Below are 12,345 nucleotides of genomic sequence, written 5' to 3'. Positions count from 1 at the left end.
ATCATTTAGAGGATACATGCTGCAACCAGCGTTTTTCCGCTTTACGGAACAGACTGATCAGGACATACGAAATAATCAAATACAGCACAGCGGCAATACCGAAGGCGGTAAACGGCTGATATGTTGCCGAGTTGATATCGCGAGCGATTTTCAACAAATCAGGTACCGTTGCAGTAAATGCCAGCGCCGTGGAGTGCAGCATTAAAATGACTTCATTGCTGTATGCCGGCAGCGCAATACGCAGCGCGGAAGGTAAAATAATGCAGCGATACAGTTTGAATGACGAGAAACCGTATGCGCGCGCAGCCTCAATCTCACCGTGAGGCACGGAACGAATAGCCCCGGCGAAAATCTCCGTGGTATAGGCGCAGGTATTCAGCGTCAGCGCCAGCACGGTGCAATTCAGCCCGCTGCGGAAAAACGCGTTGAGGAAGTCCGTGCCTTTAACTATCTCCAGCGTATACATCCCGGAATAAAACACCAGTAGCTGAACGTACAGCGGCGTCCCACGAAAAATATAGGTGAACAGCCAGATGGGAAACTGGATAAATTTATTACTGGAAACGCGACCAATCGCCAAAAAGAGTGCCAGTATTCCGCCCATCACTACTGACGAAATCAAAAGCCACAGGGTGATAGCGACGCCAGTATAGCGATATCCGTCGGTCCACAGCAGGGACTTCCAGTATTCCTGAATAATCTCGATCACAGGTCAGCCCTCTTCACACCCACGGAATAGCGGCGCTCAAGGTACAGCAGCACACCATTAGAAACAGTGGTAAACACCAGATAGATGACCCCGCACACGACGGCAAAATAGAACGGCTCCCAGGTACTCTTCCCGGCAAGCTGAGTCGCTTTCACCACGTCTTCAAGTCCAAGCAACGATACCAGCGCCGTAGCCTTAAGAATAACCTGCCAGTTATTGCCGATTCCCGGTAAGGCATAACGCATCATCGCCGGGAACATAATGCGACGAAATATTTGTGAGCTGGTAAAGCCAAACGCCGTCGCGGCTTCAATATGGCCTTTTGGTACAGCCATAAACGCACCGCGAAAAGTTTCGGTAAAGTAGGCGCCGTAGATGAATCCAAGGGTGATAATGCCCGCAACCATCGGATCAATATCAATCTGGCCGATACCGATGGCATCGGTAATGGTATTCAGCGCGATTTGTAATCCGTAGAAGATGAGCAGCATTAAGACCAGATCGGGCACGCCGCGGATTAGCGTTGTGTACCCTTCGAAAATAAGTCCCATTGCCCGGCTTTGCGACAGCTTTGCTGCTGCGCCGACAAGACCTATCAGAACCGCCAGTACCACCGAGCTGAGTGCCAGCTCCAGCGTAACAATTGCGCCCTGTAAAATAACACCTGAAAAGCCATACAACATGCTGCCTGTCCTGTCGTGTGTGGTGGAGTAGTAAGCCTCTTTTGATTTCAGACTAACCGTTAAATGCCGGATGGCGGCCTTGCCTTATCCGGCCTACAAAATCACCGTAGGCCGGATAAGCGCGGTGCCATCGGGCATAAATTCAACGCGTCAAAAATCTACGGGCTTTATCAGCACCTGCGGTAATTAACCGCCGTAAACATCAAAATCGAAGTACTTTTTCGCCAGCTTCTCGTAAGTACCGTCAGCTCGCATTTCGGCAAAGGCTTTATTCAGCGCTTCGCGCAGTTCATTATCGTCTTTGCGCAGCCCCATACCGGTACCCACGCCGAACAACTTCTCGTCTTTCACAGACGGGCCGCCGAATTTGTAATCTTTACCGACTGGCTGTTTCAGGAAGCCTTCGCTGGCCGCAACTTCATCCTGGAACGCGGCGTCAATACGCCCGGCAGTCAGGTCAGAATAGATATTGTCCTGCCCCTGATAAGAGACAATCTCAATACCTTTTGGTGCCCAGTGTTCGTTGCCGAACGTTTCCTGGGTAGTGCCCTGCAGCACACCAACACGTTTGCCTTTCAGCGACTCAATGGTCGGCTGAATAGCAGAATCTTTAGCGACAACCAGACGCGAATCGGCTGCATAAAGCTTGTCAGTAAATGCGATTTCCTGCTGACGTTTTTCAGTAATGGAAAGCGAGGACATGATGGCATCGATTTTCTTCGCTTTTAGCGAAGGGATCAGCGCGTCCAGCGGGTTTTCCACGAAGGTACATTGCGTATTGATACGTTTGCACAGCTCTTTAGCCAGATCGATATCAAAACCGACTAATTCACCCTGCGCATTCTTCGATTCGAACGGCGCATAAGTAGGATCGGTACCGATACGAATTTTTTGCGGAATGGCTGCAAATGCTGCGGTAGCACTGGAGAAAGCCAGAACCAGAGAAAGAGACAACACCAGTTTTTTCATAACTATCCTCAACAGACTGTCTTTTATAGGGGATCTTTACAGGACCAGGTGCAGTTATCGTGCCATTAATCAGGCCGACAAGGCAAAGCATTCTACCCTGTCGGCGGTATTTATTTGCATGAAAAGCGCTTAAGTATGCACTCATGCTTATTAAGTCAGCGATAAAAGCACCAAAACAGTGCACTGAATTTATTATGCACCGAAATGGTTACCCGCAATGGTGCAGTCAATTCCCCACGCCGCTGTATTAATCGCCGTAGACATTAAAATTAAAATATTTGCTCGCCATTTTGTCGTAGGTGCCGTCTTTACGCAGTTCGCCCAGCGCTTTGTCGAAAGCGGCTTTCAGCTCTGCATCATCTTTGCGCAAGCCAATCCCGGTTCCGTCACCAAAGTATTTTTTATCTTTCACCGACGGACCGGCAAAAGCGTAATCCTTACCAGCAGGCTGCTTCAGGAAGCCTTCGCTGGCCGCGACTTCATCTTGCAATGCCGCGTCCAGACGGCCTGCCGTCAGGTCAGAATAGATGAGGTCCTGGTTCGCATAGGCCACCACGTCAACGCCTTTGCTGCGCCAGTTGTCATTGGCATAGGCTTCCTGAGTAGAGCCTTGCAGGACGCCAACGTGTTTACCTTTGAGGGAATCCAGAGTCGGCTGAATTGGGGAGCCTTTCGCGGCGATCAGACGTGAGTCTGCAGCGTAAAGTTTGTCTGAGAACGCAATCTCTTGCTGACGCTTTTCGGTGATAGAAAGCGAGGAGATGATGGCATCAATTTTTTTCGCTTTCAGCGATGGGATCAGCGCATCAAAGTCACTGGCAACCCAGGTGCATTTGATCTGCATGCGCTTACACATCTCATTTCCCAGATCGATATCGAAGCCGACAAAGTCGCCTTTGGCATCTTTAGAGGAAAAAGGAGCGTACGTTGTATCTGTACCAATACGAACCGTCTGCGGAAGTGCTGCGTAGCTGGCCGCGGTGGCGGAGAGTCCTACCAGCAAAGACAAAGCAAGAACCGTCTTCTTCATACATAACCCTCAAGTGGCGTAATTTTATTATGTTTTACGTTGTGTTGTGTGTTTGCAGACTTTTTCATGCATGTCTTATGCCATTTTCACGTCGATGAGGATATTCGACGTTAAATATGTTAATAAAACGTTGCAATAATGTCCTGATTTTGAAGATAGCAGGTCTGGCGGTTGAACCGCAGCGTTTCGTTGAGTTTTAACGAATTAAATGTTGAGGATATGATCGCGGTTACAAAATTGCCCTGAAACAGGGCAACGGATGATTCTTTGCACGCTGATGGAACGGCTTACGCCCCTTGCCAGCGGGTGAACAGGTCCTGCGGAAGGGTAATATCAAACTGGTCAAGCACGCGATTAACCGTTTGATTAATCACATCATCGAGCGTTTGCGGACGATGATAAAACGCCGGGACAGGTGGCATAATTACCGCCCCAATTTCTGCCGCCTGCGTCATCAATCGCAAATGCCCCAGATGCAGCGGCGTTTCGCGTACACACAGCACCAGCGGACGACGTTCTTTCAACACCACATCTGCCGCACGGGTAAGCAACCCATCGGTGTAACTGTGGACGATGCCAGAAAGCGTTTTGATTGAACAAGGCAGAATAACCATTCCGGCGGTCTGAAAAGAGCCGGAGGAGATACTGGCGGCGATATCACGGCTATCATGATTCACATTTGCCAGCGCCTGCACGTCGCGCACAGAGAGGTCCGTTTCCAGCGCCAGCGTCTGCCGGGCAGCGGCACTCATCACCAGGTGGGTTTCCACATCAGTGACGTCACGCAATACCTGCAACAGGCGCACGCCGTAAATTGCCCCGCTTGCACCAGAAATACCAATGATGAGTCGTTTCATGTGTAATCGCCCTTACTTGCTCAGGGCCGACTTTGCAGGAAATTACGGTGAGTTGCAAGCAAGGGCGCAGGTTGCGCCCTTGCTTGCGAGCAAACATTAACCTTCGTTGTGCATCTCAAGGTTTTCCGCTTCGTTCTGACGCAACACCGCTTTGGCATCGTCATTACGCAGGGAGTCGAGGAAATCGAGATATTGCTGGTCGACGTCTTTGGTAACGTACACGCCGTTAAACACTGAACATTCAAACTGCTGAATATCCGGGTTCTCAGCACGGACAGCTTCAATCAGATCGTTCAGATCCTGGAAGATCAGGCCATCTGCGCCGATTATCTGGCGAATCTCGTCCACTTCACGACCATGCGCAATCAGCTCCGTCGCCGTAGGCATATCGATGCCATAAACGTTCGGGAAGCGAATTTCCGGGGCGGCAGAGGCCAGATACACCTTCTTCGCGCCAGCTTCACGCGCCATCTCGATAATCTGCTCAGAAGTGGTGCCACGCACGATGGAGTCATCCACCAGCAGCACGTTTTTATCACGGAATTCCGCACGGTTAGCGTTCAGCTTACGGCGCACAGATTTACGACGCAACTGCTGGCCCGGCATGATAAAGGTACGGCCCACATAGCGGTTTTTCACAAACCCCTGGCGGTACGGCTTACCGAGAATACGAGCAATTTCCAGCGCGATATCACAGGAGGTTTCCGGGATTGGGATTACTACGTCGATGTCCAGATCTTCCCACTCACGGGCAATTTTTTCGCCAAGCTTAGTCCCCATATTCACACGGGCGCTGTAGACGGAAATCTTGTCGATAAAGGAGTCAGGACGTGCGAAGTAAACGTATTCAAACAGACATGGATTGCTCACCGGGTTATCGGCACACTGACGGGTAAACAGCTGGCCTTTTTCGGTGATGTACACCGCTTCGCCAGGTGCTACGTCGCGCAGGAATTCAAAGCCCAGCGTATCCAGCGCTACGCTCTCAGACGCCACCATGTACTCGGTACGGCCATCGCCAATATCGCGTTTGCCCATCACCAGCGGACGGATACCGTTAGGGTCGCGGAAGGCAACCATACCGTGACCGATAATCATCGCCACGCAGGCATAGGCGCCGCGAATCTGGCGGTTGGTTGCCGCAATGGCAGCAAAAATATTGTCGGCTTCCAGCGGGTAATGGCGGAAGTTATCCAGCTCGCTGGCGAAAATATTCAGCAGAATTTCAGAATCTGAAGTGGTATTGATGTGGCGGCGCTTTTCTTCAAACAGCTTTTTACGCAACTCATGCGCGTTGGTCAGGTTGCCATTGTGGGCAAGCGTAATGCCATACGGTGAGTTGACGTAAAAAGGTTGAGCTTCGGAGGCGCTGGAGCTGCCAGCCGTTGGGTAACGCACATGACCGATGCCCATATTGCCCTGCAAACGCTGCATATGGCGCGCTTCAAAAATATCGCTCACCATTCCGTTTGCTTTACGCAAGCGGAAGCAGTTGTTGGCATCAATGGTGATGATGCCCGCAGCATCCTGACCACGATGCTGGAGCACCGTTAACGCGTCATAAATCGACTGGTTTACCGGCATAACACCGGCGATACCGACAATACCGCACATACGTCTTTTCCTCGTTCAGCAACGACCCAAAGTTTATACTTTGGGCAAGAAACTTGACGAGCTTTGCAGATAGTCAAAGAACCATCTGATGATGAAACTGAACTGCGGAATCAGCTGTGACTTACCCCAGTCTTCACTTTTCGACAGACCGGTAAAGGTATCGAGAAAGAACAGTATGGCGGCGACGATCAACGCTCCACGCAAAGCACCGAAGCAGATCCCCAACACCCTATCGGTACCCGACAGTCCTGTTTTCTCTACCAGTTGGCCTATCACAAAGTTAACGATAGCGCCGACGATAAGTGTCGCGATGAACAGTATCGCGATAGCAATCCCATTTCGAACCAGTTCGTCTTCAAAGCCCGTAAACCAGACAGACAGGTAAGTGTAGTAATGGCTGGCGACAAAGAAAGCACAACCCCAAGTCACCAACGATAATGCTTCACGAACAAAGCCACGGATCAGGCTAACCAGACAGGAAAAACCAATCACCGCGATAATGGCGTAATCAATCCAGACCATATGTGTCCCACGATTTTACGCCCTGTCGTCCTGTTCGGGGCGCATTCTAACAGAAAAAGAAAACGTTTGCGTAGGGATTTCCTTTCCACGCGTAAATAAAAATGGCGCTGAAAAAATCTTCAACGCCATACGATTTTATGCCTCTTCGGGCACTGCCGGATGGCGGTGTAAACACCTTGTCCGGCCTACATCAGAGCAACGTAACGCAATCCCTTAGTTAGGGGTATACCCCATCACCACCCCGCTCAAACCAGAGATCTTCTGCAGCTCGCCCAGCGAGTTCTTCAGCTTATCTTTGGAGGCGTCAGGTCCTACGAGAATGCGGGTTATTTTACCCTGCACCGGCGTTGACGGGGAAGTATATACCCGGAAGCCCGCGCCACGAAGTTTACCCACGATCTCATTGACCTTATCCGCGTTTTTCAATGCACCGAGCTGTACAACGTACGCTTTGCCGGTTGGGGCTGGCGCTTCCTCAGCGGCCGGTTTCGGCGCTGGAGTCGGTGCCGGCATTGGCGTCGGGGCGACAGCAACAGGCTGCGGCTTCGGTTTAGGTTTCGGTGGTTCCACAGGCGCAGGGACAGGATCTAACTCCGCACTGTTTGCCGTCGTCAAACGTGATGGATCCAACGATGGCGCGGCAGCATCACCCGCACGCACCTCTTCTGCCGCCCCTTCCGGCGGCTGAGTCGGCAGCGCCTGCGTTGCTGCTGGCATCATGTCTGGTTCATCGCGATCGCCGGGTTTAGGTACCAGTGGGATCGCTGCAAATTCATCCTGATAATGCTTTTTCTGGCCGTCAAGCAGCCCGGGAAGCACAATCACCCCGAGCGCGACCAGCACAATTGTGCCGACTAATCGGTTCTGAAACTTACTCGCCACCGCTTCTCCCCACGTCTATTACTTCCATGACATGTGCGACAGTGTGAAACGATCCACACACCAACACGGTATCTTCTGGCTTCGCCTCAGCAAGTGCCGCAGCCCATGCCTGCGCCACGCTGTCATAAGCGTTGCCTTTGCCCAGGTGCTCCAGCAGCTGTTCTGCCGTTGCACCACGCGGCCCTTCCAGGGGCGCACAGTACCAGTCGTCAACCACACTTTTCAGCCAGGCCAACGTACCTGCAATATCTTTATCATGTAGCATACCGATAACCGCAAGTACACGCCCGCTTTTCACTAACTTTTTCAGACGTCCGGTCAGATACTCCGCCGCATGCGGGTTATGGGCAACATCAAAAATCACCCGCGGTGACTCGCTCACAATCTGGAAGCGTCCCGGTAAAATCGCTTGTTCGATACCGTCACGAATGGCCTGCTCGCTGACGTTAAGGCCGCTTGCGCGCAGTGCGGCCAGTGCGGTTGCAGCATTAGGTTGTGGCACCTGCGGCAACGGCAGGTGCGCCAGCGTTCCATGAGCATCAGTAAACGACCAGTCGTTCTCCGTGACCGCATAGCGCCAGTCCACACCGCAACGTTGCAAAATCGCCCCGCACTCCTGAGCGACATCCGCGATGGTGTAAGGCATTTCCGGTTCGCCGACGATGGCCGGTTTCTCTGCGCGGAAAATCCCTGCCTTCTCACGACCAATACTTTCGCGATCCGGGCCCAGCCAGTCAGTATGGTCAAGCGCAATACTGGTGACTACTGCGACATCGGCATCGACGATATTGGTGGCGTCAAGGCGGCCGCCTAACCCCACTTCCAGAATAACAACATCCAGTTGGGCCTGTTTAAACAGCCAGAGTGCCGATAACGTACCGTATTCAAAGTAAGTCAGGGAAATGTCACCACGTGCGTCTTCAATCTCAGCAAACGAGGCGGTATGAGCTGATTCCGGCAGTTCACGCCCCTGCACACGTACGCGTTCCGTGTAGCGCACCAGATGAGGCGAACTGTACACCCCAACTTTATAGCCTGCCGCAGTCAGCACAGATTCCAGCGTACGACAGGTTGTGCCTTTCCCATTGGTTCCTGCCACCGTAAAAACAAATGGCGCAGGTTTCAACACACCCAGTTTACGCGCCACCTGGCTGACGCGTTCAAGGCCCAGATCGATGGTTTTACTGTGCAGGTTTTCAAGATAAGAAAGCCACGACGCCAGGGGCGACGCGGCTTGAGGGATACGTTTATTGTCCATGATGCCTGTAGATTCTTTACGTTGAGAAAAGCAAAAGGGCAGCGCCAACCGGCCTGCCCTTTTTTACACGTCGTTTTCCACGTTGCAGATGTGTTGGCTGTACTCGCACTCCCGAATCACTTAACGGTGTAAGTTCATCGGGATTAACACTCTTGTCGCCTGCCTGCAACCCGAAACCCATAGCGTAAACTATCAGGCCTCTGGTTCCTGATCGGGAACCGGAGGTACCACTTCGCCTTCACGCGGCTCATCCGGATTCGGCGCGGGAAGATTCATCAGCTTCGCCAGGATGCTTGCCAGTTTCAGGCGCATTTCCGGACGGCGGACGATCATATCGATAGCGCCCTTTTCAATCAGGAACTCGCTGCGCTGGAATCCCGGCGGCAGTTTCTCACGTACGGTTTGCTCGATAACACGCGGACCAGCGAAGCCGATCAGTGCTTTCGGTTCTGCAATGTTGAGATCGCCCAGCATCGCGAAGCTTGCGGAAACACCACCCATTGTTGGGTCGGTCAGTACAGAAATATACGGTAAACCGCGTTCCTGCATTTTCGCCAGCGCAGCAGAGGTTTTCGCCATCTGCATCAAAGACATCAGCGCTTCCTGCATACGCGCCCCGCCAGAAGCGGAGAAGCAGATCAGCGGACAGTTGTCTTCCAGCGCCTGCTCAACGGCACGGACAAAACGCGCGCCGACCACAGAGCCCATGGAGCCGCCCATAAACGCGAACTCGAATGCCGCAGCAACGACCGGCATACCGTGAAGTGTGCCTTTCATCACCACCAGCGCATCTTTCTCGCCAGTTTCTTTCTGCGCAGAAGCCAGTCTGTCTTTGTATTTTTTGGAGTCACGAAACTTCAGCACGTCTTTCGGCTCAAGCTCGCTACCCAGTTCCACAAGAGAACCTTCATCTAACAGGCTATGCAGGCGATTGCGCGCCGACATGCGCATATGATGGTCACACTTCGGACAGACCTCAAGATTACGTTCCAGCTCAGCACGGTATAAAACCTGACCGCAGCTATCACACTTGGTCCACACCCCTTCAGGAATGCTTGCCTTGCGGGTGGGAGTAATGTTGCTTTTAATTCGTTCAATCCAGCTCATTGGTGACCTTTCTGCCTGAACCCTAGTCAGCTTTGTTATAAGGGGCGCATAATGCCATTTTTGCCCCTAACAGACCATGAATGTTGCACATTAAAACATAACAGCCCGAAACTTTGGATAAAAAAGTGGTCGAACCGCTGAGTTACTTTCTATTTTGCAGCCCGTGACGCAGCACGCTTATGGCGAATTACTTCAATCACCCCCGGCAATACGGAAAGGACGATAATCGCCACAATCAATAATTTCAGGTTTTCCTGGACGATCGGCAAATCGCCGAACAGGTAGCCTGCGTAGGTGAACAACAATACCCACAGCAATGCACCTACGACGTTATACATCGCAAAGTGACGGTAGGACATATGTCCCATACCGGCAACAAACGGCGCAAATGTACGCACGATAGGCACGAAACGCGCCAGGATAATCGTCTTACCGCCATGACGCTCGTAGAACGCATGGGTTTTATCCAGGTAGCTGCGGCGGAAAATTTTGGAGTTCGGGTTACTGAAAAGTTTTTCCCCGAACAATCGGCCAATCGTGTAGTTCACCGCATCGCCCACAATCGCCGCCACAATCATCAGTGCCACCATCAGATGAACATTAAGATCGTTGGTTGGCAGCGCAGAAAGCGCACCCGCAACAAACAACAGCGAATCCCCTGGCAGGAATGGTGTCACCACCAGCCCGGTTTCACAGAACAGGATCAGAAACAGAATGGCGTATACCCAGATACCGTATTCCGCAACCAGCTCCGCCAGGTGCACATCAATGTGCAGGATAAAATCGATAAGAAAGTAAATCAGGTCCATAGTTTTGCCTTTATACGACTCAAATTAGTCCGCCAGAAATAGCGGGCCCATAGGCGGTTTTGGCAGGTCGAACCGGTCCGGGTAATCTACCGCAACCAGATACAGTCCTTCCGCTTTCGCCGTTGCCGCTGCCAGCGTTCTGTCCTTTGCCGCTAACAGTTCTGCTATCCAGCTCTCCGGCTGGTTGTTGGCGCCAACTTCCATCAGGCTGCCGACAATATTCCTGACCATATGATGTACAAAGGCATTCGCTTTAATATCCACCACCACATATGCACCGAAACGTTCGACGTTAATGTGCATCACGTTTCGCCACGGCGTGCGCGACTGACACTGCACCGCTCGAAACGAGGTAAAATCATTTTCGCCAATCAGACACTGGGCCGCACGATGCATACGCTCAGCGTCCAGCGGTTCATAGTAATGGGTTACCCCTTTACCCAAAACAGCAGGGCGCAACCGATGATTGTAGATGATGTAGCGATAACGGCGAGCCGTGGCGCTAAATCGGGCATGAAAATCATCGGGTACAGCTTTAACCCAGCGCACGGCGATGTCACCAGGTAAATTCGCATTTACCCCCAGTGTCCAGGCCGCATCTTTACGCTGGGCAGTGGTTTCAAAATGCACGACCTGCCCAGTGCCATGAACGCCCGCATCCGTGCGTCCTGCACAAAAAACATTGATGCGTTCATTCGCCACCTGAGAGAGCGCTTTTTCCAGTTTTTCCTGAACGCTACGCACTTCGTTCTGGCGCTGCCAGCCATAATATTTGCTGCCGTCATACTCAATGCCCAGCGCAATTTTATGGGTTGACGGCTGTTGCTGGTCAGACATTAGTACAGGTACTCCTGCACCAGTTTTTCCGCAATTTTCACCGCCATTAACGCGCCGCCAAAGCGTACGTTGTCCGCCACAGACCAGAACTGAACCTGCTCTGGCATACCGTAATCATTATGCACGCAGCCAATAGAAAGGTGCGGCGTGCCCGATGCATCGCCAACCTGGGTCGGGAAATCGGTCTCTTCCGACAACACCACGTCTTCACCGCGTGAAAACGCATCGCGCGCTTCTTCCGCCGCCAACGGGCGCAGGGCCTCAAAATTAACCATCTGCGCGTGGCCATAAAATACCGGGGACTGCACGATGCTGGCAGAGATGAGCAGACCATCATCCTGCATAATTTTGCGCACTTCATCAACGATACGACGTTCTTCACGCACGCTACCTTCACGATCGGGCAGCAGCGGCAGCATGTTGAATGCCGACTGACGGCCAAAGAAATCATCTTCGTCAATCGGGATGCCGTTAAGCAGTTTTGCACTCTGTCCGGCCAGCGCATCCACCGCTTTTTTGCCATGAGCGGAAGCTGAGATAATATTGGTCACCGTAATACGCGAAAGCCCACCGTCATCAATCAACGGTTTCAGCGCAGACAGCAGTTGGCTGGTCAGACTGTTAGGCACTGCAATCACATTGCGGTTACGGTAATCCGCCAGCACGAACGGGTTAACGTCCGGAACCACCAGCGGAACGTCTGGCTCAAGCGCGAACAGACCGCTGCTGTCGATCACCAGGCAACCCGCATTAGTGGCTTCTTCTACCCATGCGGCGGTGGCTTCAGCGCCCGCAACAAAAAATGCCAACTGTGCCTGCGTCCAGTCAAAGTCTGCAACGTCCTGTACTATGACCGATTTACCGTTAAAACGCAGATGTTCACCGGCGCTTTCATTACGCGCCAGCGCATAAATTTCACCGACCGGGAACTGGCGTTCAGCCAGCGTATCGAGCAGGGCTTCGCCTACGGCGCCCGTTGCGCCCAGAATGGCAATATTCCAGCCTTCAGACATGGTGATTTACTCCAAGAAATACGTAAGCGTCCCTGTCGCATTATTCGACAGGGAG

At 52.3% G+C, this 12,345-nt stretch carries 13 protein-coding genes; all 13 read right to left on the bottom strand.

Translation table 11 applies throughout. From position 1 onward, the window contains the following. Position 1 precedes the first annotated feature (1 nt). Positions 2 to 709: a histidine ABC transporter permease HisM gene (gene hisM / locus GHC22_RS07335; protein WP_003028116.1), complete on the bottom strand. Its 708-nt coding sequence runs from the start codon at positions 707 to 709 to the stop codon at positions 2 to 4. After that, complete coding sequence (locus GHC22_RS07330; protein WP_003028118.1) at positions 706 to 1,392, bottom strand: histidine ABC transporter permease HisQ; 687 nt, start codon at positions 1,390 to 1,392, stop codon at positions 706 to 708. Before GHC22_RS07330 ends, hisM begins: the two co-directional genes overlap by 4 nt. A gap of 186 nt (positions 1,393 to 1,578) precedes the next feature. Further along, positions 1,579 to 2,361, bottom strand: a complete 783-nt coding sequence (hisJ, locus tag GHC22_RS07325) for a histidine ABC transporter substrate-binding protein HisJ (protein ID WP_003028120.1) — start codon at positions 2,359 to 2,361, stop codon at positions 1,579 to 1,581. A 247-nt stretch (positions 2,362 to 2,608) separates the two neighbouring features. Continuing rightward, positions 2,609 to 3,391 (bottom strand): lysine/arginine/ornithine ABC transporter substrate-binding protein ArgT, encoded by a 783-nt coding sequence (gene argT / locus GHC22_RS07320; RefSeq protein WP_006683634.1) that lies wholly within the window; start codon positions 3,389 to 3,391, stop codon positions 2,609 to 2,611. A gap of 287 nt (positions 3,392 to 3,678) precedes the next feature. After that, positions 3,679 to 4,248: a UbiX family flavin prenyltransferase gene (locus tag GHC22_RS07315; RefSeq protein ID WP_060683492.1), complete on the bottom strand. Its 570-nt coding sequence runs from the start codon at positions 4,246 to 4,248 to the stop codon at positions 3,679 to 3,681. Positions 4,249 to 4,344: 96 nt separating this feature from the next. Then, positions 4,345 to 5,862 carry an amidophosphoribosyltransferase gene (gene purF / locus GHC22_RS07310; RefSeq protein ID WP_003028127.1) on the bottom strand — a complete coding sequence of 506 codons (1,518 nt, stop codon included), beginning with the start codon at positions 5,860 to 5,862 and terminating at the stop codon, positions 4,345 to 4,347. A gap of 33 nt (positions 5,863 to 5,895) precedes the next feature. Further along, entirely contained in the window at positions 5,896 to 6,384 is a 489-nt protein-coding gene (gene cvpA / locus GHC22_RS07305) for a colicin V production protein (RefSeq protein ID WP_003028129.1), read from the bottom strand. 213 nt (positions 6,385 to 6,597) lie between these two features. Beyond that, complete coding sequence (gene dedD / locus GHC22_RS07300; protein ID WP_153752573.1) at positions 6,598 to 7,266, bottom strand: cell division protein DedD; 669 nt, start codon at positions 7,264 to 7,266, stop codon at positions 6,598 to 6,600. Further along, positions 7,256 to 8,524 (bottom strand): bifunctional tetrahydrofolate synthase/dihydrofolate synthase, encoded by a 1,269-nt coding sequence (folC, locus tag GHC22_RS07295; RefSeq protein ID WP_071445209.1) that lies wholly within the window; start codon positions 8,522 to 8,524, stop codon positions 7,256 to 7,258. Before folC ends, dedD begins: the two co-directional genes overlap by 11 nt. A 192-nt stretch (positions 8,525 to 8,716) precedes the next feature. Then, positions 8,717 to 9,631, bottom strand: coding sequence for an acetyl-CoA carboxylase, carboxyltransferase subunit beta (accD, locus tag GHC22_RS07290; RefSeq protein ID WP_003834797.1), 915 nt, complete (start codon positions 9,629 to 9,631; stop codon positions 8,717 to 8,719). A 149-nt stretch (positions 9,632 to 9,780) separates the two neighbouring features. After that, positions 9,781 to 10,440: a DedA family protein gene (locus tag GHC22_RS07285; protein WP_003028140.1), complete on the bottom strand. Its 660-nt coding sequence runs from the start codon at positions 10,438 to 10,440 to the stop codon at positions 9,781 to 9,783. 24 nt (positions 10,441 to 10,464) lie between these two features. After that, entirely contained in the window at positions 10,465 to 11,277 is an 813-nt protein-coding gene (gene truA / locus GHC22_RS07280; protein WP_003028142.1) for a tRNA pseudouridine(38-40) synthase TruA, read from the bottom strand. Continuing rightward, on the bottom strand, positions 11,277 to 12,290 hold the full coding sequence (locus tag GHC22_RS07275; RefSeq protein WP_153752572.1) for an aspartate-semialdehyde dehydrogenase: 1,014 nt from the start codon (positions 12,288 to 12,290) through the stop codon (positions 11,277 to 11,279). Before GHC22_RS07275 ends, truA begins: the two co-directional genes overlap by 1 nt. Between the last annotated feature and the right edge of the window lie 55 nt (positions 12,291 to 12,345).

It is taken from the genome of Citrobacter sp. H12-3-2, from assembly GCF_009649895.1.
In the GTDB taxonomy this organism is placed as follows: domain Bacteria; phylum Pseudomonadota; class Gammaproteobacteria; order Enterobacterales; family Enterobacteriaceae; genus Citrobacter; species Citrobacter portucalensis.
Note: the sequence above shows the minus strand (reverse complement) of the source record. Positions and strands in the feature narration are given on the sequence as shown.

What these genes read in the sequence shown, in the direction of transcription:
- purF (WP_003028127.1), bottom strand. Translation starts at nt 5,862, where the DNA reads ATGTGCGGTATTGTCGGTATCGCCGGTGTTATGCCGGTAAACCAGTCG.
- GHC22_RS07330 (WP_003028118.1), bottom strand. Translation starts at nt 1,392, where the DNA reads ATGTTGTATGGCTTTTCAGGTGTTATTTTACAGGGCGCAATTGTTACG.
- folC (WP_071445209.1), bottom strand. Translation starts at nt 8,524, where the DNA reads ATGGACAATAAACGTATCCCTCAAGCCGCGTCGCCCCTGGCGTCGTGG.
- GHC22_RS07275 (WP_153752572.1), bottom strand. Translation starts at nt 12,290, where the DNA reads ATGTCTGAAGGCTGGAATATTGCCATTCTGGGCGCAACGGGCGCCGTA.
- GHC22_RS07315 (WP_060683492.1), bottom strand. Translation starts at nt 4,248, where the DNA reads ATGAAACGACTCATCATTGGTATTTCTGGTGCAAGCGGGGCAATTTAC.
- truA (WP_003028142.1), bottom strand. Translation starts at nt 11,277, where the DNA reads ATGTCTGACCAGCAACAGCCGTCAACCCATAAAATTGCGCTGGGCATT.
- cvpA (WP_003028129.1), bottom strand. Translation starts at nt 6,384, where the DNA reads ATGGTCTGGATTGATTACGCCATTATCGCGGTGATTGGTTTTTCCTGT.
- accD (WP_003834797.1), bottom strand. Translation starts at nt 9,631, where the DNA reads ATGAGCTGGATTGAACGAATTAAAAGCAACATTACTCCCACCCGCAAG.
- GHC22_RS07285 (WP_003028140.1), bottom strand. Translation starts at nt 10,440, where the DNA reads ATGGACCTGATTTACTTTCTTATCGATTTTATCCTGCACATTGATGTG.
- argT (WP_006683634.1), bottom strand. Translation starts at nt 3,391, where the DNA reads ATGAAGAAGACGGTTCTTGCTTTGTCTTTGCTGGTAGGACTCTCCGCC.
- hisJ (WP_003028120.1), bottom strand. Translation starts at nt 2,361, where the DNA reads ATGAAAAAACTGGTGTTGTCTCTTTCTCTGGTTCTGGCTTTCTCCAGT.